The 19,093-nt window shown below is 69.0% G+C and carries 20 protein-coding genes; 15 read left to right on the top strand and 5 right to left on the bottom strand.

Features of this window, described 5'->3' with window-relative positions:
• Positions 1-37 precede the first annotated feature (37 nt).
• Together AC07SQ_RS10395 and AC07SQ_RS10390 are read left to right on the top strand one after the other, a co-directional pair.
• Entirely contained in the window at positions 38-1,000 is a 963-nt protein-coding gene (locus AC07SQ_RS10395; RefSeq protein WP_495271933.1) for a DUF4349 domain-containing protein, read from the top strand.
• Between the two features lie 222 nt (positions 1,001-1,222).
• The gene (locus AC07SQ_RS10390) at positions 1,223-2,122 is read left to right on the top strand and encodes a hypothetical protein (protein ID WP_495271934.1); all 900 of its coding nucleotides are present in this window, start codon (positions 1,223-1,225) and stop codon (positions 2,120-2,122) included.
• Here the strand turns inward: AC07SQ_RS10390 and AC07SQ_RS10385 are convergent.
• Complete coding sequence (locus tag AC07SQ_RS10385; RefSeq protein ID WP_062477314.1) at positions 2,100-2,414, bottom strand: EthD family reductase; 315 nt, start codon at positions 2,412-2,414, stop codon at positions 2,100-2,102. The genes AC07SQ_RS10390 and AC07SQ_RS10385 overlap by 23 nt on opposite strands.
• A gap of 87 nt (positions 2,415-2,501) precedes the next feature.
• Here AC07SQ_RS10385 and AC07SQ_RS10380 point away from each other — a divergent pair, with 87 nt between their 5' ends.
• The 8 genes from AC07SQ_RS10380 to AC07SQ_RS10345 all read left to right on the top strand — a co-directional run bounded on the left by AC07SQ_RS10380 (position 2,502) and on the right by AC07SQ_RS10345 (position 9,472).
• Positions 2,502-3,422 carry a 2-hydroxyacid dehydrogenase gene (locus AC07SQ_RS10380; RefSeq protein WP_495271935.1) on the top strand — a complete coding sequence of 307 codons (921 nt, stop codon included), beginning with the start codon at positions 2,502-2,504 and terminating at the stop codon, positions 3,420-3,422.
• A gap of 90 nt (positions 3,423-3,512) precedes the next feature.
• Entirely contained in the window at positions 3,513-4,262 is a 750-nt protein-coding gene (locus tag AC07SQ_RS10375; protein ID WP_095947917.1) for an IclR family transcriptional regulator, read from the top strand.
• Complete coding sequence (locus AC07SQ_RS10370; RefSeq protein ID WP_495271936.1) at positions 4,259-4,648, top strand: cupin domain-containing protein; 390 nt, start codon at positions 4,259-4,261, stop codon at positions 4,646-4,648. The genes AC07SQ_RS10375 and AC07SQ_RS10370 overlap by 4 nt, the downstream gene beginning before the upstream one ends.
• 23 nt (positions 4,649-4,671) lie before the next feature.
• Positions 4,672-5,685 (top strand): Bug family tripartite tricarboxylate transporter substrate binding protein, encoded by a 1,014-nt coding sequence (locus AC07SQ_RS10365; RefSeq protein ID WP_159279443.1) that lies wholly within the window; start codon positions 4,672-4,674, stop codon positions 5,683-5,685.
• On the top strand, positions 5,682-6,914 hold the full coding sequence (locus AC07SQ_RS10360; protein WP_495271937.1) for a CaiB/BaiF CoA transferase family protein: 1,233 nt from the start codon (positions 5,682-5,684) through the stop codon (positions 6,912-6,914). The genes AC07SQ_RS10365 and AC07SQ_RS10360 overlap by 4 nt, the downstream gene beginning before the upstream one ends.
• Positions 6,911-8,080, top strand: a complete 1,170-nt coding sequence (locus AC07SQ_RS10355; protein ID WP_495271938.1) for an acyl-CoA dehydrogenase family protein — start codon at positions 6,911-6,913, stop codon at positions 8,078-8,080. The genes AC07SQ_RS10360 and AC07SQ_RS10355 overlap by 4 nt, the downstream gene beginning before the upstream one ends.
• Positions 8,081-8,090: 10 nt before the next feature.
• Entirely contained in the window at positions 8,091-8,387 is a 297-nt protein-coding gene (locus AC07SQ_RS10350) for an acylphosphatase (protein ID WP_495271939.1), read from the top strand.
• Positions 8,388-8,551: 164 nt separating this feature from the next.
• Positions 8,552-9,472 carry a hydroxymethylglutaryl-CoA lyase gene (locus tag AC07SQ_RS10345; protein ID WP_495271940.1) on the top strand — a complete coding sequence of 307 codons (921 nt, stop codon included), beginning with the start codon at positions 8,552-8,554 and terminating at the stop codon, positions 9,470-9,472.
• 17 nt (positions 9,473-9,489) lie between these two features.
• On the opposite strand, the gene AC07SQ_RS10340 is transcribed toward AC07SQ_RS10345, so the two are convergent.
• The 4 genes from AC07SQ_RS10340 to nirB are packed head-to-tail and all read right to left on the bottom strand — an operon-like array spanning position 9,490 to position 15,010.
• Positions 9,490-11,241: a bifunctional protein-serine/threonine kinase/phosphatase gene (locus AC07SQ_RS10340; RefSeq protein WP_495271941.1), complete on the bottom strand. Its 1,752-nt coding sequence runs from the start codon at positions 11,239-11,241 to the stop codon at positions 9,490-9,492.
• Between the two features lie 20 nt (positions 11,242-11,261).
• On the bottom strand, positions 11,262-12,074 hold the full coding sequence (locus AC07SQ_RS10335; protein WP_062477339.1) for a formate/nitrite transporter family protein: 813 nt from the start codon (positions 12,072-12,074) through the stop codon (positions 11,262-11,264).
• Positions 12,075-12,124: 50 nt separating this feature from the next.
• Entirely contained in the window at positions 12,125-12,466 is a 342-nt protein-coding gene (gene nirD, locus AC07SQ_RS10330; protein ID WP_062477342.1) for a nitrite reductase small subunit NirD, read from the bottom strand.
• A 24-nt stretch (positions 12,467-12,490) separates the two neighbouring features.
• On the bottom strand, positions 12,491-15,010 hold the full coding sequence (gene nirB, locus AC07SQ_RS10325) for a nitrite reductase large subunit NirB (protein ID WP_495271942.1): 2,520 nt from the start codon (positions 15,008-15,010) through the stop codon (positions 12,491-12,493).
• 449 nt (positions 15,011-15,459) lie between these two features.
• On the opposite strand from nirB, the gene AC07SQ_RS10320 reads away from it, so the two are divergent.
• The 5 genes from AC07SQ_RS10320 (at position 15,460) to AC07SQ_RS10300 (ending at position 19,077) form a co-directional block, all read left to right on the top strand.
• Positions 15,460-15,948 (top strand): YbaK/EbsC family protein, encoded by a 489-nt coding sequence (locus AC07SQ_RS10320; RefSeq protein WP_062477348.1) that lies wholly within the window; start codon positions 15,460-15,462, stop codon positions 15,946-15,948.
• Positions 15,945-16,214, top strand: coding sequence for a DUF1289 domain-containing protein (locus AC07SQ_RS10315; RefSeq protein WP_082818188.1), 270 nt, complete (start codon positions 15,945-15,947; stop codon positions 16,212-16,214). Before AC07SQ_RS10320 ends, AC07SQ_RS10315 begins: the two co-directional genes overlap by 4 nt.
• Positions 16,211-16,849 carry a 2-hydroxychromene-2-carboxylate isomerase gene (locus AC07SQ_RS10310; RefSeq protein ID WP_139701370.1) on the top strand — a complete coding sequence of 213 codons (639 nt, stop codon included), beginning with the start codon at positions 16,211-16,213 and terminating at the stop codon, positions 16,847-16,849. Before AC07SQ_RS10315 ends, AC07SQ_RS10310 begins: the two co-directional genes overlap by 4 nt.
• A 213-nt stretch (positions 16,850-17,062) precedes the next feature.
• Positions 17,063-18,757 carry an MFS transporter gene (locus tag AC07SQ_RS10305; protein ID WP_062477354.1) on the top strand — a complete coding sequence of 565 codons (1,695 nt, stop codon included), beginning with the start codon at positions 17,063-17,065 and terminating at the stop codon, positions 18,755-18,757.
• A gap of 131 nt (positions 18,758-18,888) precedes the next feature.
• Positions 18,889-19,077, top strand: a complete 189-nt coding sequence (locus AC07SQ_RS10300; protein ID WP_056577413.1) for a hypothetical protein — start codon at positions 18,889-18,891, stop codon at positions 19,075-19,077.
• Positions 19,078-19,093 lie beyond the last annotated feature (16 nt).

Raw genomic sequence — 19,093 nt, 5'->3', positions numbered from 1 at the left:
TATCAGCGGTGGTAGTCATTCTTTTCAAGGAGTCCTGATGAGCCGCCGCACCCTTTCCGTGTCGACCTCCCGCGCCACCGTGCGCCACCGCGCGGGCGCTGTCCTGCTGGCCCTGGCGGCCGCGCTGTCGCTGGCCGGCTGCGGCCGCGAGCGCAGTGCCGAGTCGGTCGCGCCGGCCTCCGCGTCCATGCCGGCGCCGCCGATGGGCTATGGCGGTGCCATGAAAGCACAGCGGGCGAGCGCACCGCAGGCCGAGATCGCCGCGTCGCAGTCCGACGAGGCGCGGGGCGGCAGCGGCGAGACCGCGCTGCAGCGCTTCCTGGCCGTGCGGCAGGACCTGAATGTCGAAGTGCCGGCCGAACAGCTGGCCGACGCCTGGGGCAAGGTGCGCGACCTGTGCGGCACGCTGAAGTGCGAGCTGCTGTCGTCTTCGCTGCTGCGCGAGACGCCGCAGCAGCCGGGCAACGCCCTGCTCGAGATGCGTGTGGAACCCGCCGACGTCGACAAGCTGCTCGGCGGCCTGGCCGGCGTGGCGAACGTGGTCTCGCACACCACCACCAGCGAGGACAAGACCTCCGAGGTGATCGACGTCGAGGCCCGCATCAAGAATCGCACCGAGTTCCGCGACAGCCTGCGCGTCATGCTGCGCGACACCGTCACCAAGCGCACCATGGCCGACCTGCTGGCGATCCAGCGCACGCTGTCGGACACGCAGGCCGAGCTCGACGCCATCGCCACCCAGCGCAAGGTGCTGGCGCAGCAGACCAGCAAGCAGCACATCCAGATCCAGTTCACGCCCAAGCGCGCGCTGGTGAGCGGCAGCGACGGCTACAGCCCGATGGCGCACGCGCTGCGCAACGCCGGCGACGTGCTGGCCGAAAGCGTGGGCGCGCTCATCACCTTCGTGGCCGCTGCCCTGCCGTGGCTGCTGCTGGTGGTGCTGCCCGTGGGGTGGCTGGTGCGGGTGCTGTGGCGTCGTCGTCGCGCCAAGGTGGCGTGAGACACTGCGCGCCGGCCGCGCCCGACACAGCGCGGCCGCGCGACAAGAAGGAGGGGCCGCATGGCGGGTCGATTTCGGAAGTTTCTTGCGGGACTGGGCCAGGGGAAGGCGCAGGACGATGGGGCGGTGCCTGCCTCTGTGCCGGCTGCGCCTGAACCGGCGCCACCGCCCGCAGCGCCCCCTGCACTGCGCTACACCTTCGACGTCAAACTTGCCCAGCCCATGGAACGGTTGATTGCCGCCCCGTGGGCCTCGGCGCCCCCGACGCCCTCGAAGCCTCCACCACGGAACCCGCCCGCGCCACCCGTCGAGGAACCTCCGGCGCAGTTCGACACGACACCCGATCTGCCGGAGCCCTTCGGCTACAAGGTCTGTTGGTTTGCCGTGCGCGCCTCGGACCCCGCGCAGGTGCTCGATGCCCTCGGATGGGAGTCCGAAGGGCCGGCCAACTGGCACACCGGCATCGCGGCCGCCTACCGCCGGGTGTTCGACGGCCAGGCTCCCTGGGTGTTTGCGTCACCGCCCGTCGACGGCTGGGTGTTGCTCGTGGGAGGCGGCCTGCCGTATCCCGCCGTGTACCCGGAGGACCGCCTCGAAGGCATCGGGCAGGCCTTCGATGTGATCTTCACGCGCCTGAAGGACCACTTCGGCGAAGCGCAATTCTTCGGCAGCCACCGTGTCGCCGACTTCGTCGCCTGGGCGCGCGCACGGCGCGGCGAGCCCGGGCGGCAGTTCAGTTATGCGGGCAGCAGCGGCGAGGTCTATGCCAATGTGGGCGTACAGAGCGCAGAAGAAGCCGCGCTGGGCTTCGCCGTGCTCAGCGGGCTGTCGCCGGTCGACGCGCGCGACCGGCTCTCGGAGCTGCTCGAGGAAGAGATGGCGCGCAAGGACGCGCTGGTCGCCTCAGGCATGTCGCGGCGCGACGCCGGCCGGCAGGTCCGCCCGAGTGGCCGCAGCGTCATGCCCGGCGAAGAGGACGTCACGGCGCTTGCCGATGCGTGGAGTGTCGACCCGACGCAGCTCGACGAAGCGGACCGGGGTTACGTGCCGGGCGTGGGGTTGATGGCCCGCGTTCCGAAAGACCTGGGGCAGGAGCCCGTCAGCCCACCACCACTTCGCTGATCTGCATCACCGGCGCGATGTCGGTGTAGTTCTTCACGTCGCCCATGATCTCCTTCACGTGCGGGCCGAAGGCCTTCTGGAAGGACTCGACCGATTCGGCGAACACGTGGCACATGCCGACATACGTGGGCGGCGAGCCCGGGGCGCCGCCGCCCAGGCCCTTGTCGATGGTGTACGAGAGGCAGGCGTCGCCCATGCGGGCCTTGAGCATCGGCATGTGCTGGTCGCGGTAGTAGTCGTGGTCGAACCGCGCGCCGGGGGTGTGGGGGTACATCACGCTGACTTTGATCATGGAAGGTGTCTCCTGGGTGGCTGAATGCGGTCGAGCATAGGAGATGGCGCGCGACGCAACAAGCCGGTGCCTTCTAAGATGGCGCCCATGCGAATCTCCGTCTACCTCACCGACAACCGTCCCGATCCCTGGATCGATGGCCTGAAGGCCGAACTCCCCGAAGCCACCATCGAAGCCTGGACGCCTGGCGCGCCGCAGGCCGACCACGGCGTGGTGTGGGCACCGCCCCAGCAGTTCCTCGACGAGCAACCCGACCTGCGCGGCCTGTTCAACATCGGCGCGGGCGTCGATGCGCTGCTCAAGCTCAAGGTGCCGGCCCACACGCGCATCGTGCGGCTCGACGATGCGGGCATGTCGGTGCAGATGGCCGAATACGTGTGCCACACGCTCATCCGCCACTTCCGCGAGTTCGACGTGTACGAGGCCGATGCGCGCGAGGGCAAGTGGAGCTACCGCAAGCCGAAGCTGCGGCGCGACTTTCCGGTCGGCATCATGGGCCTGGGCGTGCTCGGCGAGCGCGTGGCCAAGGCCGTGGCGCAGTTCGAATTCCCGGTGCTCGGCTGGAGCCGCTCTGCCAAGGCCATCGACGGCGTGCAGGTGTTCAGCGGCGAGTCGCAGTTCGACGAGTTCCTGGCCTCCACGCGCGTGCTGGTCAACCTGCTGCCGCTGACCGAGGCCACGCGCGGCATCCTGAACCGCACCACGCTGGGCAAGCTCAAGCCCGAGGGCTACCTCATCAGCATCGCGCGCGGCGGCCACCTGGTCGAAGACGACCTGATCCCGATGCTCGACGCCGGCCAGCTCGCGGGCGCCACGCTCGACGTGTTCCAGGTCGAGCCGCTGCCGGCCGACCACGCCTTCTGGCGCCACCCGAAGATCACCGTCACGCCGCACGGCTCGGCGCGCACGCTGCGCGAGGAGTCCATCGCCCAGATCGCCGGGAAGATCCGCGCGATGGAGCAGGGCCTGCCGATCGCCGGCATCGTCGATCCCGTCCGCGGCTACTGACCCCCGTGCGCCGACGACGGTCCGGCTGACACGCGGCCGGCGGGGGAAAACCCCGACGCTTTTGTTTTTCACATACGAGAAAATTTCTTCATGGTTGTGAAAACAGCGTTTCGCGTGATCGAGATCGTCGAGCTCTTTGCCCGGGAGAAGCAGCCGCTGGCCCTGTCCGAGATGGCGCGGCTGCTCGACATGCCGGTGTCCAGCTGCCTGGGCCTGATCCGCACGCTCGAAGAGCAGGGCTACATGTACGAGACCGGCCGCCGCCAGGGCTACTACCCCACGGGGCGGCTGCTGGCCATGGCGCAGGTCATCGCCGCGCACGACCCGGTGCTCGACCGGGTGAAGGCCACGCTCGAGGAGCTGCGCGACGCCGCCTGCGAAACGGTGGTGTTCGGCAAGTTCCGCGATGCCGAGCATGTTGTCTATCTCGACGTGCTGAGCGCGCCGCAGCGCATCCGCTACACGGCCGAGTCGGGCGAAACGCGCCCCGCGTACGCCAACTCGCTGGGCCGCGCGCTGCTGTCCACGCTCGCGCCCGAAGCGCGCCGCAAGCTGCTCGAGGGCATGACGCTCGCGCCGCTCACCGACGCCACGCTCACCACCGCCGACGCCATCGAGGCCGAGCTGCAGCGCGGCGCCGCGCGCGGCTGGTACGGCAACCTCGGCGAAAGCATTCCCGACCTGATCGGCCTGGCCTGGCCGCTGCGCATCGGCGGCGAGGCCTACGCGATCTCGGTGGCCGGCCCGCGCTACCGCATGGAAGCGCGCATCGACGACATCGCCGCGATGCTGCGCTCGGCCTGCCTCGCGATCGAACCCAAGACAGAAAGCCCCCGATGACTGCCTCCGCTGCACGCTACTTCGTCCGCGAGGACGAGATCACCGGCTACCACCCCGCCAACCACACCGGCACGCTGAACAAGCGCCTGATCGGTCCCGAGACGGTGGGTGCGAAGCAGCTCGAGGTGCTGGTGGGCCATATCCAGAAGGGCAAGGGCGCGCTGCCGCATGCGCACCCGGGCATCGAACAGGTCTGCTACATGCTCGAAGGCCGCGCGGTCGCCGAGGTGGGCGGCCAGCGGCAGGAGCTGCACCCTGGCGACAGCTGCTTTTTTCCGGCCGACGCGATGCACACCTTCACGGTGGTGAGCGACGAACCGGTGCGCGTGCTGGTGATCTACAGCCCGCCGTACGAGGAATCGCCGGAGCGCGTGATCCGGCCCTGAACGACAACCCCGGAGACACAACCATGCAGACGAAGAACGCGACAGAAACAGTCGCGGTGGAAAGCCGCCGCCGTTTCATTTCCATCGGCGCTGCGGCGGGCCTCGTGGGCGCCGCGCCCTGGGCCTTCGCGCAGGACGGCGGCTACCCGAAGCAGCCGATCAAGCTCGTCGTGCCCTTCGCCGCCGGCAGCGGCACCGACGCGGTGGCGCGCATCACCGCGCAGATGCTGGGCGAGGCGCTCAAGGCCTCGGTGATCGTCGACAACCGGGCCGGCGCCAGCGGCGTGATCGCGGCCGAGCTGGTGGCCAAGGCGCCGCCCGACGGCTACACGCTCTTCATGACGACCAACACCACGCACTCGGCCAACCCGAGCCTGATGAAGTCGCTGCCCTACGATCCGGTGAAAGACTTCGCGCCCGTCAGCCGCATGGGCAACCTGCCGTTCATGCTGGTGGTGAACAACGACCTGCCCGTGAAGAGCGTGGCCGAGCTGCTGGCCTGGGGCCGCGCGCATCCCGGCAAGCTGACCTACGCCAGCGGCAACAGCACCGGCATCGTGAGCGGCGCCACGCTGTCGCGCATGAGCGGCATCCCGATGCTGCACGTGCCCTACAAGAGCACGCCGCCGGCCATCGCCGACCTCATCGGCGGACAGGTGTCGATGATGGTGGTCGACCTCGCCGCGGGGCTCGCCACGGTCAAGGCCGGCAAGATGCGCGCGATTGCGGTCACAACGCAGGAGCGCACCAAGCTCTTTCCCGAACTGCCGCCGCTGGCCGACACGCCCGAGCTCAAGGGCTTCGACATCACCTCGTGGAACGGCGTGTTCGCGCCGGCCGGCACGCCGCGCGATGTCGTGCTCAAGCTCAACAAGGCGCTGTCGGAGATGGCGAACGGCGCTGCCTTCCGCGAGCGCGTGACGAAGCTGGGCTTCGATGCGTTCGGCAGCACGCCGGAAGAACTCGGGGCCTTCACCGTGTCCGAGCTGGCGAAGTGGAAGAAGCTGATCCAGGCCGCGGGCATTCAACCCGAATGAGCGCGACCGGTTCTCTCGGCCCTCTCGAAGGCATCCGCATCCTCGACCTCACGGCCGTGGTGATGGGCCCGTACGCCACGCAGACCCTCGGCGACCTCGGCGCCGACGTCATCAAGGTCGAGCCGCCGTCGGGCGACAACCTGCGCGCCGTCGGCCCGATGCGCCATGCCGGCATGGGCGCGATGGCGATGCACCTGAACCGCAACAAGCGCTCCATCGTGCTCGACCTCAAGCAACCCGAAGGCCGCGAGGCCTGCCTGCGGCTCGCGGCGGGCTGCGATGCGCTCATCTACAACACGCGCCCGCAGGCGATGGCGCGGCTGGGGCTCGGCTACGAGGCCGTGGCCGCGGTCAATCCGAAGATCGTCTACCTCGGCGCCTTCGGCTACGGCGAAGAAGGCCCCTACGCCGGCAAGCCCGCGTACGACGACCTGATCCAGGGCGCGGCCGGTGTCGCCTCGCTCTTCGCGCAGCAAAGCGGCGGCGCGCCGCGCTACGCGCCCGTCACGCTGGCCGACCGCGCCGTGGGCCTGCAGGCCGCCATCGCGCTGCTCGCCGCCGTGCTCAGCGCGCAGCGCACCGGCAAAGGCCAGGCCGTGGAAGTGCCGATGTTCGAGGCGCTCTCGCAGTTCGTCATGGGCGACCACCTCGGCGGCCACAGCTTCGAGCCGCCGCTCGGGCCCACCGGCTACGCGCGCCTGCTCGCGGAGCACCGCAAGCCCTACGCCACGGCCGACGGTTACCTCGGCGTGCTCATCTACAACGACAAGCACTGGCAGGCCTTCTTCGACGTGATCGGCCGGCCCGAGCTGCGCGCCTCGCCGATGTTCGGCACGCACACGGCGCGCGCCGCCAACATCGGCGCGGTCTATGCGTTCGTGGCCGAGGTGATGGCCACGCGCGGCAGCGACGAATGGATGGCGCTGCTCGAAGCCGCCGACATCCCCGTCGCGCGCCTGCACACCACCGAGAGCCTGCTCGACGACCCGCACCTGCGCGCCGTCGATTTCTTCCCCGAGTTCGACCACCCGAGCGAAGGCCGCATCCGCACGCTCGCGCCTGTCGGCCGCTACAGCGCCACGCCCGCGGCCATCCGCCGGCCCGCGCCGCGCATCGGCGAACAGAGCGTGGAGCTGCTGCGCGAAGCGGGCTACGCGGAAGAAGCCATAGCCGACATGCTCGCGCGCGGCGTCACGCTCCAGCCGGACCTCATGAAAGACAGCGAATGAATTTCTCCCTGAACGAAGACCAGCGCTCGCTCGTCGCGGCCATCGAGCGCCTGTGCGAAGACTTCCCCATCGACTATTGGCGCGACCACGACGACCGCGCCGTGTTCCCGCACGAATTCCATCGCGCCGTCGCCGACAGCGGCTGGCTCGGCATCGCCATGCCCGAGGCGCAGGGCGGCGCGGGGCTGGGCATCACCGAGGCGGCGCTGATGATGCGTGCCATCAGCGCGTCGGGCGCGGGCATGTCAGGTGCGTCGTCGGTGCACATGAACATCTTCGGCCTCAACCCGGTGGTGGTGTTCGGCACCGAGGCGCAGCGCCAGCGCTTTTTGCCGCCGCTGATCGCGGGCACCGAGAAGGCCTGCTTCGCCGTGACCGAGCCCGACGCGGGGCTCGACACCACAAGCCTCAAGACGCAGGCGGTGCGCCAGCCGAACGGCAGCTATGTGCTGCACGGCCGCAAGATCTGGATCTCGACCGCGCAGGTGGCCGACCGCATGCTGATCCTCACGCGCACCACGCCGCTCGATCAGGTGAAGAAGCCCACGCAAGGCCTCACGCTGTTCTACACGGCGCTGGACCGAAGCAAGGTCGAGGTGCGCGAGATCCACAAGCTGGGCCGCGCGGCGGTCGACTCCAACATGCTCTTCATCGACGGCCTCGAGGTGCCCGAAGAAGACCGCATCGGCGAGGAAGGCCGGGGCTTCGAATACATCCTGCACGGCCTGAACCCCGAGCGCATCCTGATCGCGGCGGAAGCCATCGGCATCGGCCGCGCCGCGCTGCGCATCGCTTCGCAGTACGCGCAGGAGCGTGTCGTCTTCGGCCGGCCCATCGGCCAGAACCAGGGCGTGGCGCATCCGCTCGCGCGCGCCTGGGCCAACCTGGAGGCGGCCGACCTGATGATGCTCAAGGCCGCCACGCTGTACGACACGGGCGAGCCCTGCGGCATCGAGGCCAACGCCGCCAAGTACCTCGCGGCCGAGGCGGCGCACGATGCCTGCCAGAACGCCGTGCTCACTCTGGGCGGCATGGGTTACGCGAAGGAATACCATGTCGAGCGCCTGCTGCGCGAGAGCTACATCCCGCGCATCGCGCCGGTCAGCCCACAGATGATCCTGAACTTCATCGCCGAAAAAGCACTGGGGCTGCCGAAGTCGTACTGACCCACTTTCCATGAACTCTCACGCCACCATCACCCGCCATCTCGTCGTCCACGGCCTCGTGCAGGGCGTGGGTTACCGCTGGTCGATGGTGCAGGCCGCGCAGCGTCTCGGCGTGCGCGGCTGGGTGCGCAACCGGCGCGACGGCAAGGTCGAAGCGCTCGTGGCCGGCGAGGCCGATGCGGTCGAGGCGCTGGTGCACTGGGCGCGCCAAGGGCCGGCCGGTGCGCGCGTGGAGGCGGTCGATGTGACCGAGGCCGACGCCACGGGCGATCTGCCCGACGGCTTCGTGCAGCGCGAGACCGTCTAGCGGCTGTTTTCCTGCGGGGCCGACCGGTTGGCACCATTTGCAACCCCGCAGGCGCGCATTGCTACCTTCCGCGACTTGTGTACCAAGCAGCGCGCGGCCATGTGTCGGACAATCGAAGCCGGTTTTTCATCATCCTCCCGCGACAGCGACACCAGAGACATCCCATGAAACTCCCCGCCCAGGTCAAGCTCGTCGACGTCGGTCCGCGCGACGGCCTCCAGAACGAAAAGCAGCCCGTCTCCGCCGAGGTCAAGATCGGCCTCGTGCACCGCCTGCAGGACGCCGGCCTGAAAGAGATCGAGGTCACCAGCTTCGTCTCGCCCAAGTGGGTGCCGCAGATGGCCGACAACGCCGAAGTGATGCACGGCATCACGCGCAAGCCGGGCGTTCTCTACTCGGTGCTCACGCCCAACATGAAGGGCTTCGAGGCCTCCATTGCCGCGCCGCGCGAAGAGTGGCCCGACGAGATCGTGGTGTTCGGCGCCGCGAGCGAGGCCTTCAGCCAGAAGAACATCAACTGCTCGATCGCCGAGAGCATCGAGCGCTTCGCGCCCGTGGTCGAGGCCGCGCGCGCCAAGGGCATCGCCGTGCGCGGCGCGATGTCGTGCACGGTGGGCTGCCCCTACGAAGGCGAGATCGCGCCGGCCAAGGTCGGCTACCTCGCGCAACTGATGAAGGGCATCGGCGTGCAGCGCGTGGACGTGGCCGACACCATCGGCGTGGGCACGCCGCGCAAGGTGCAGGCGGCCATGGAGGCCACGCTGGCGCACTTCGATGTCGACGCCATCTCCGGCCACTTCCACGACACCTACGGGCAGGCGCTGGTCAACACGCTGGCGGCGCTCGAGCTGGGCGTGTGGAACTTCCAGTCGTCCTCGGCCGGCCTGGGCGGCTGCCCCTACGCCAAGGGCGCGACGGGCAACGTCGCGACCGAAGACGTGGTTTACATGCTGCATGGCATGGGCATCGCCACCGGCATCGACCTGGACAAGCTCATCGACGCGGGCGTGTACATCAGCGAAGCGCTGGGGCGCGAGCCGAACTCGCGCGCCTCGAAGGCCATCCGCACCAAGCGCGCGGGCTGAGCCTTCCTTCTTTCTTCTCAGCGCCCGAAGGCGCGCAGCCCCAGCAGCACCACCACCGCGGCGGCCAGCAGCACGGTGGTGCACTGCCAGAAGAGCACCGGGCGGCGCTCGATCAGCGGCGGCATCCGCGCACTCCAGAACTCCGGGCCCGGCGCGCGCAGGTCGTGCGCGAACTCCGACACCGCCTGCTGCCGTTTCGCGGCCTGCGGGTGCAGCGCCTTCTGCAGCACGGCATCGACCCACGCGGGCAACTCGGGCCGCAGGTGGCGCACCGGCACATAGCGCAGGCGCCCCACATCGGCCGGCGTGCGGATGCGTGACACCTGCAGGCCGTAGGGCAGCTGGCCGCACAGCATCTGGTAGACGATCGCGGCCAGCGAGAACAGGTCGGAGCGCGCGCTGCCGCCGTGGCCGGTGAAGTACTCGGGCGCGGTGTACTGCAGCGTGCCTTCGATGGCGAGCGCGCGGGCCTCGCCGCTGCCGTCGGCCAGGCCGGCGACATGCGTCGCGGCCAGGTCGATGATCTTCACGGTGCCGGCGCGGTCGATCATCACGTTCTCGGGCCGCAGGTCCTGGTGCAGCATCTCCTTGCCGTGCAGCGCCTGCAGCCCGCGCGCCAGCTGCGCGACGATGCCGCGCACGCTGTCCAGGTCGGGCCGGGGGTGGTCGACCATCCACTGCGCGAGCGTGTGGCCGTCGACGTACTCCATGGCCACGTACAGGTGCGCGCGCGGGCGCTCGACGGCGCTGGCCTTGAGCACGTGCGGGCTGTCGATGCGCCGCGCCACCCACTCCTCGAGCACGAAGCGGTCGAGGTAGCCGGGGTCGTCGCGCAGGTCGACCGACGGCAGCTTCAGCACGGCGGGCTGGCCGGTGGCGTCGTCGGTGGCCAGGTAGACGTGGCTGCGCGCGCTCATGTGCAGTTCGCGCACGAGGCTGAAGCCCTCGAAGCGCGCCCGCGGCGCCAGCGCCGGCGGCATCGCCAGGCCCTGGCGCTGCAACTGCGCGGGCGGCGCGGCGGCGTCGGGCAGCTCGTCGATGCGCAGCAGCTGCACGGTGATGTCGTCGGTGCTGCCCCGGGTGCGCGCGGTTTCCGCGAGCCAGCGCGCTGCTTCGTCGAAGTCGTCGGCATGCAGCGCCAGCGCCTCGTGCACGGCGGCGGCGTCCAGGTGCGTGTAGGCGCCGTCGGTGGCCAGCAGGTAGACCTCGCCCACCTCGGCTTGCCAGCAGCGGTGGTCGATCTCCACATGGGCGCCCGCGCCCAGCGCGCGCCCGAGGTACGACTCCACCGACGACACGCGCACGCGGTGGTCCTCGGTGAGCTGTTCGAGCGCGCCGGCATGCAGCCGGTGGATGCGTGCGTCGCCCACGTGCAGCAGGTGCGCGTCGCGGCCCTTGAGGATCAGCGCGCTGAAGGTGCAGACGTAGCCGCTGTCCTTGTCGAAGCGCGCGTCGCTGCGCATCGTCTGCGCATGCAGCCAGGCGTTGGTGGCGCCCAGCACGCGCTGCGCCGCGCGCTGCACCGACCACGTGTCGGAGGTGGCGTAGTAGTCGTCGAGAAAGCCGCGCACGGCCGCTGCACTCGCCACCTGGCTCACGCGGCTGGAGCCGATGCCGTCGGCCAGTGCCACGGCGATGCCCTTGGACACGCGCAGCGCGCCCTCGGGCAGCATGGCGCCGTGGAAGTCCTGGTTGACCGGCGCGTGAAGCCCCGCCAGCGAATGCTGGCCGAGCGTCACGCGCAGCTGCTTGCGCGGCGGCGCGGGCATGCGAACGGTGGGGCTGCGGTTCAGCCGGCGACGCGCTTGGCCGCCGTCTTGTAGTGCGTGGCGTACAGCGTGAGGCCCACGAAGGTCAGGCCGCCGACGAGGTTGCCGATCACCGTGGGCAGTTCGTTCCAGATCAGGTAGTCCATGAAGGTGAACTTGCCGCCCAGCATCAGGCCGGCGGGGAACAGGAACATGTTGACGATGGAGTGCTCGAAGCCCATGTAGAAGAAGACCATCACGGGCATCCACATGCCGATGGCCTTGCCCGACACGGTGGTCGACATCATGGCCGCGACCACGCCGGTCGAGACCATCCAGTTGCACATCACGCCGCGAATGAACAGCGTGAGCATGCCGGCCGCGCCGTGCGCCGCATAGCCGACGGTGCGGCCTTCGCCGATGTGGCCGAGCTTCTCGCCGATGGCGTTGGGCGCTTCGCTGAAGCCGAAGGTGAAGATGATCGCCATGAACACCGCCACCGTGAGCGCGCCCGCGAAGTTGCCCACGAACACCAGGCTCCAGTTGCGCATCACGCCGCCCCAGGTGGCGCCGGGGCGCTTGTCGAGCACGGCCAGCGGCGCCAGCGTGAACACGCCCGTGAGCAGGTCGAAGCCCAGCAGGTACAGCATGATGAAGCCGACCGGGAACAGCATCGCGCCCACCAGCGCATTGCCGGTGTTCACGGTGATGCTCACGGCGAAGGCCGCGGCCAGCGCGAGGATGGCGCCGGCCATGTACGAGCGGATCAGCGTGTCGCGCGTGGACATCAGCAGCTTGGATTCACCGGCATCGACCATCTTGGTCACGAATTCGGCAGGGGCGAGGTAGGCCATTCGGGGTCCTTGGAGAGAGGCTGAAAAAATCGGAAGAGGGCGGAGCGGCGTCAGGCCAGCGCGACGAGCACGCGGCCGTCCTCGACGCGCACCGCATGCGCGCGCACCGAGTGCTCGGGCGCCTCCAGGCATTCGCCGCTGCGCAGGTCGAAGTGGTTCTTGTAGAGCGGCGAGGCCACGACGATGCGCTCGCCCAGGCTGCCGACCAGCCCGCGCGAGAGCACGCTGGCGCCGGCCTTCGGGTCGACGTTGTCGATGGCGAAGAGCGAGGGCTCCTGGCCGACGCGGAAGATCGCGACATGCACGCCGTCGACCAGCGCGCACACGCCGGTGTCGGGGAGGATGTCGCCGGCGGCGCACACGGCGGTCCAGTTCAGGGTGTCGGTGGTCATGGGGTTTCCTTCGTTGTGGGTCGCTCAGGCGGCGCTGGTCTCGCGGCGTTCTTCGGGGCGCGCAGGGCGGTTCTGGCCGCGCTCCTGCACGAAGACGATGTGCTCGTCGGGCTTCTCGCTGTTCACGAAGGAGCGGAAGCGCTGGCGCGTGGCGGGGTCGTTCACCGCGGTCTTCCATTCGCACTGGTAGGTGTCGACCACGTGCTGCATCTGCGCCTCGAGCTCGGCGCCCAGGCCCAGCGTGTCCTGCAGCAGCACGCCCTTGAGGTAGTCGAGGCCGCCCTCGAGGTTCTCGCGCCAGGTGCTGGTGCGCTGCAGGCGGTCGGCCGTGCGCACGTAGAACATCAGGAAGCGGTCGATCATGCGGATGAGGTCGGCCTTGCTCAGGTCGCTCGCCAGCAGTTCGGCGTGGCGCGGCTTCATGCCGCCGTTGCCGCACACGTAGAGGTTCCAGCCCTTGTCGGTGGCGATGATGCCGACGTCCTTGCCCTGCGCCTCGGCGCATTCGCGGGTGCAGCCCGACACGCCGAACTTGATCTTGTGCGGCGCGCGCAGGCCCTTGTAGCGGTTCTCCAGTTCCACGGCCAGGCCCACGCTGTCGTCCACGCCGTAGCGGCACCAGGTGGAGCCCACGCAGCTCTTCACCGTGCGCAGCGACTTGCCGTAGGCATGGCCCGACTCGAAGCCGGCGGCGATGAGTTCTTCCCAGATGGCCGGCAGCTGCTCGACGCGCGCGCCGAACATGTCCACGCGCGCACCGCCGGTGATCTTGGTGTACAGGCCGTACTTCTTGGCCACCTGGCCCACGGCGATCAGGCCCTCGGGCGTGACCTCGCCGCCGGGCATGCGCGGCACGACGGAGTAGGTGCCGTCCTTCTGGATGTTGCCCAGGAAGTAGTCGTTGCTGTCCTGCAGGCCGGCCAGGTCTTTCTTGAGCACGAACTCGTTCCAGCACGAGGCGAAGATGCTCGCGGCGGTCGGCTTGCAGATGTCGCAGCCCAGGCCCTTGCCGTGTTTCGCGAGCAGGTCGGCGAAGCTGCGGATCTCGCCCACGCGGATGAGGTGGTACAGCTCCTGGCGCGAGTACGGGAAGTGCTCGCACAGGTGGTTGTTCACGGCCATGCCGCGCTTGGCCATTTCCATCTTCATGACCTGCGTGACCAGCGGCACGCAGCCGCCGCAGGTGGCGCCGGCCTGGGTGCAGGCCTTCATCTCGGCGGGCGTGCACACGCCCTGGCCCACGGCCTCGCAGATCTGGCCCTTGGTGACGCTGTTGCACGAGCAGATCTGCGCGCTGTCGGGCAGCGCATCGACGCCCAGGCCCGGCTTGGCCTTGCCGTCGCTGGACGGCAGGATCAGGAACTCGGGCTCGTCGGGCAGCGCGATGCCGTTGAGCGCCAGCTGCAGCAGCGTGCCGTATTCGGTGGCGTCGCCGACCAGCACCGCGCCCAGCAGCTGCTTGCCGTCTTCGCTCACCACGATCTTCTTGTAGACCTGCTTGCGCTCGTCGATGTACTGGTAGGCGCGCGACTTCGGCGTCTTGCCGTGCGCGTCGCCGATGCTGGCGACATCGACGCCCATCAGCTTGAGCTTGGTGCTCAGGTCGGCGCCGGTGAAGGCCGCGTCGTCCTGGCCGGCGATGTGGCGCGCGGCCACGCGGGCCATGTCGTAGCCCGGCGCGACGAGGCCGAAGGTCTGTTCGTTCCACGACGCGCATTCGCCGATGGCGTAGACGTTGCGGTCGCTGGTGCGGCAGTGGCTGTCGATCGCCACGCCGCCGCGCGGACCCACGGCCAGCAGGCTCTGGCGCGCCAGTTCGTCGCGCGGGCGGATGCCGGCGGAGAACACGATCATGTCGGTCTCCAGGTGCGTGCCGTCGGCGAACACCATGCGGTGCCGCGCGCTCGCGCCGTCGACGATCTCCACCGTGTTGCGCCCGGTGTGCACGTGCAGGCCCAGTGCCTCGATGCTGCCGCGCAATGCACGGCCGCCGCCTTCGTCGACCTGCACCGCCATCAGGCGCGGCGCGAACTCGACCACGTGCGTTTCCAGGCCCATGTCGCGCAGCGCCTTGGCGCATTCCAGGCCCAGCAGGCCGCCGCCCACCACCACGCCGCTGCGCGATTTGGCGCCGCAGGCCTTCATGGCGTCCAGGTCCTCGATGGTGCGGTAGACAAAGCAGTTCGGCCGGTCGCGGCCCGGCACGGCCGGCACGAAGGGGTTGGAGCCGGTGGCCAGCACCAGCTTGTCGTAGGCGATCACCTCGCCGTCGGCCGTGGTGACGGTGTTGTTGCGCCGCTCGACGGCCACGGCCCGCGCGGCCAGGCGCAGCGTGAAGCCGCTGCGCTCGAAGAAGCCGGGCTCGACCAGCGACAGGTCGTCGGCCGTCTTGCCGGAGAAGTACTCGGACAGGTGCACCCGGTCGTAGGCCGGGCGCGGCTCTTCGCACAGCACGGTGACCTGTGCGCCGGGAATGCCGAGCGTGTGGAGTTGCTCGAGGAACTTGTGGCCGACCATGCCGTGGCCGATGACTGCGATCTTCATTGGGGGTCCTGCACGCAACCGGTCCTGGAAGGCGCCCCCGCAGCCGCTGTCGAACGGACAGCGTCGTTGGGGCCCCCGCGACGGAACGGATGCGAAATGGGTTGGAGCAGACGAACCGGCGGCGGGCGGCCATCGGTGCGCTTGAACCCCGCCGTCGTTAGCGGAGGCATTGCGAACCCGCCGCAGAGGCCGGTGGGTCGCCACCGTGTTCAGCAATAAGCGTGCCGCGCTCAAAGGCCCGTGTGGCGGGCCTTGCTGGCCGGTGGCGCACCGAAAGCGGACCGGCGCCGGCGCGCCGCGCACGGGCGTCGTGCGCCGGCGCTCTCCGCATTGGTGCGCCGGGGTTGAAGGGCGGATGGGGGCGGTGGCGTCGGTGCGCGGGGCTTTTCCGTATGCTCGGGGCCTTGCAACGCAGGGCGAACGCCCCCACGAACCCCGAAGAACTTGCCATGTGCGGCTCCGAACTCCATTCCCTTCCTGAAGGTGTCCAGCGCGTCTCCCGCGTGCTGCAGGACGCCGGCCATCCCCATGCGCCCCGCATGCTCGACGACGCCTGCCGCACCGCGCAGCAGGCCGCCGACGCGCTCGGCATCTCGGTCGGGCAGATCGCCAAGAGCATCATCTTCCGCCGCAAGAGCGACGAGGCGGCGGTGCTGGTCATCACCTCGGGCGACAAGCGCGTCGACGAGAAGAAGGTCGATGCCATCGTCGGCAAGACCGGCCGCGCCGACGCCGACTTCGTGAAGGCGCGCACCGGCTTCACCATCGGCGGCGTGTCGCCGGTGGGCCATGTGACCAAGCCCGTGGTGCTCATCGACCGCGAGCTGTTCCGCTTCGAGGAGATCTGGGCCGCCGCGGGCCATCCGCACGCCGTGTTCCAGCTGCACCCGACCGATTTAGAGAAGCTCACCGGCGCGCCGGTGGCCGACGTGGTGTGAACTTCGACGAAGCGCATGCACTCGCCGAGCGCGCCGGGACCGTGCAGCGCATGGACGGCGAGGTGCCCTCGCCGTGCTCGTCGGTGTGCCGCATGGACCGCCTGAGCGGCTTCTGCGAAGGCTGCCTGCGCACCATTCCCGAGATCGCCGGCTGGAGCAAGATGGAAGACGACAGCCGCCGCCAGGTGTGGCGCGCGATCGAACTGCGGGCCCAGGCCGGCATCTGGCGCGTGCCCGAACCCACCACAGGAGACCACGACGCATGAAGCACATCGACTTCTATCTCGATTTCATCTCGCCCTACGCGCACCTGGCGTTCGAGCACCTGCCCGAGGCGCTCGAAGGCCTGAGCGTGAGCGTGGCCTACAAGCCGGTGCTGTTGGGCGCGCTGCTCAAGCACCACGGCCAGCTCGGTCCGGCCGAGATTCCTTCGAAGCGCAGCTGGACCTACCGCCACGTGCTGTGGCTGGGCCAGGCGCACGGCATCCCCATCGAGATGCCGGCCTCGCACCCCTACAACCCGCTGCCGCACCTGCGCCTGGCCGTGGCCACGGGCGACGACGGCAGCATCAGCCGCCTGGCGGCCGAGACCCTCTTTCGCCATGTGTGGCGCGGCGGCGAAGAGGCGGGCGATGCCACGCGGCTGGCCGCGCTCACGGCGCAGCTGCAGCCGAAGCGCGACGTGAACGGCGACGAGAACAAGGCCCTGCTCAAGCGCAACACCGACGAGGCCGTGGCGCAGGGCGTGTTCGGCGTGCCCTGCTACGTGGTCGACGGGCGCCTGTTCTGGGGTTTCGACGGCCTCGCGATGCTGCGCGCCTACCTGCAGGGCGACGCCTGGTTCGACGGTCCGCAATGGACCGGTGCCGACCAGCGCCCCTCGTTGCTGCGCAAGAGCTGAGGCTTTTTTGCTGCTTCGCAGCAAGGACTGAGGACAAACCCGCGCAGGGTCCTTGTTTCTTACAAGCTGAAACGAGCAGCGCGGGTTTCACCCTAAACCGTAAGCGCCCGTTCAGTTTCGCGAAAGCCTCGGGTCAGTCGCGCCTCCAAGAATGCCCCACGGTCCCGAATGCCGGGAACCGATGGACGCATACATACACACCAGGAGACGACGATGGCAGCCACGCTAGATTCAAGGGGAGTGCCGCATCCGGCCCCCCGGCCCATGTCCGCGGAGGAGAAGAAGGTCATCTTCGCCTCCTCGCTCGGCACCGTGTTCGAGTGGTACGACTTCTATCTGTACGGTTCGCTCGCCGCGATCATCGCGAAGCAGTTCTTCAGCGGCCTGGATGCAGGCGCGGCCTTCATCTTCGCGCTGCTGGCGTTTGCCGCCGGCTTCCTGGTGCGTCCGTTCGGCGCCATCGTGTTCGGCCGCCTGGGCGACATGATCGGGCGCAAGTACACCTTCCTGGTGACGATCCTGATCATGGGCCTGTCGACCTTCATCGTCGGCCTGCTGCCCAGCTACGCGACCATCGGCGTCGCGGCGCCGGTGATCCTGATCGCGCTGCGCATGCTGCAGGGCCTGGCGCTCGGCGGCGAGTACGGCGGTGCCGCCACCTACGTGGCCGAGCACTCGCCGCACGGCAAGCGCGGTGCCTACACCTCGTGGATCCAGACCACGGCCACGCTCGGCCTGTTCCTGAGCCTGATCGTGATCCTGGGCGTGCGCACCTGGCTCGGTGAGCAGGCCTTCGGCGAGTGGGGCTGGCGCATTCCGTTCCTGGTCTCCATCCTGCTCCTGGCCATCTCGGTGTGGATCCGCCTGACGCTGTCGGAGTCGCCGGCCTTCCAGAAGATGAAGGCCGAGGGCAAGACCTCGAAGGCGCCGCTCGCCGAATCCTTCGGCCAGTGGAAGAACCTGAAGATCGTGATCCTGGCGCTGATCGGCCTCACGGCCGGCCAGGCTGTGGTCTGGTACTCGGGCCAGTTCTATGCGCTGTTCTTCCTGACGCAGCAGCTCAAGGTCGATGCGACCACGGCCAACCTGATGATCGCCGCCGCGCTGCTGCTGGGCACGCCCTTCTTCGTGGTGTTCGGCACGCTGTCCGACAAGATCGGCCGCAAGCCGATCATCATGGCCGGCTGCCTGCTGGCCGTGGTCACCTACTTCCCGGTCTTCAAGATGCTGACCGAAGCCGCCAACCCCGACCTGGCCCGCGCACAAGCCACGGCCGGCGTCACCGTGACGGCCGACCCGAAGACCTGCTCGTTCCAGGGTAACCCGGTGGCCCGCGAGATCGACTTCAAGAGCTCGTGCGACATCGCCAAGCGCTACCTGGTGCAGAACTCGGTGAGCTACGAGAACGTGGCCGGCGCGCCCGGCTCCGCGGCCGTCGTGAAGATCGGCGACAAGACCGTCGAGGCGCCCACCGGCGTGGTCGCGAACTCCAAGTTCGACGAGACCAGCGTCAAGGCCATCGCCGCCTTCAAGAAGGGCGTGGCCGAAGACCTGAAGGTCGCCGGCTACCCGTCCAAGGCCGACCCCGCCAAGATCAACAAGGTGCTGACGATCGTGCTGCTGTTCTGGCTGGTGCTGCTGGTGACCATGGTCTATGGCCCGATCGCCGCGATGCTGGTCGAGATGTTCCCCACGCGCATCCGCTACACCTCGATGAGCCTGCCGTACCACATCGGCAACGGCTGGTTCGGCGGCCTGCTGCCGACCACCGCCTTCGCCATCGTGGCCTCGACCGGCAACATGTACAACGGCCTGTGGTACCCGATCATCATCGCGGGCATCACGCTGGTGATCGGCACGCTGTTCATCCGCGAGACCAAGGACGTGGACATCTACGCCAACGACTGATCGGCGGCATCTGGAGGGGGCCGCGCGGCGGCTGCCCTCCGTTCAACAAAGAGGCTTCATGCCCCGCGGCATGAGGCCTTTTTCTTGAGCCCTCTTCCTCCCCTTTTGCAACTTCTCAGGAGACAGTACCCATGTGGAAAATCGTAGTCGGCTTCGTCATCTTCGCCGCCATTGCCCTGTATGTGATTTCGATGGGCGGCGACAAGATCGACATGTCCGGCGAGAAGCACGGCGGCGACACGACGCACGCCCCCGCACCGGCGGCCACGCCGGCGCCTGGCGCGTCGGCACCGGCTGCCGCGGCTTCCGCCGCGAAGTAACGCAACGGGGCGCGCG

The organism is Variovorax sp. GW821-FHT06D12 (assembly GCF_059419205.1).
Note: the sequence above shows the minus strand (reverse complement) of the source record. Positions and strands in the feature narration are given on the sequence as shown.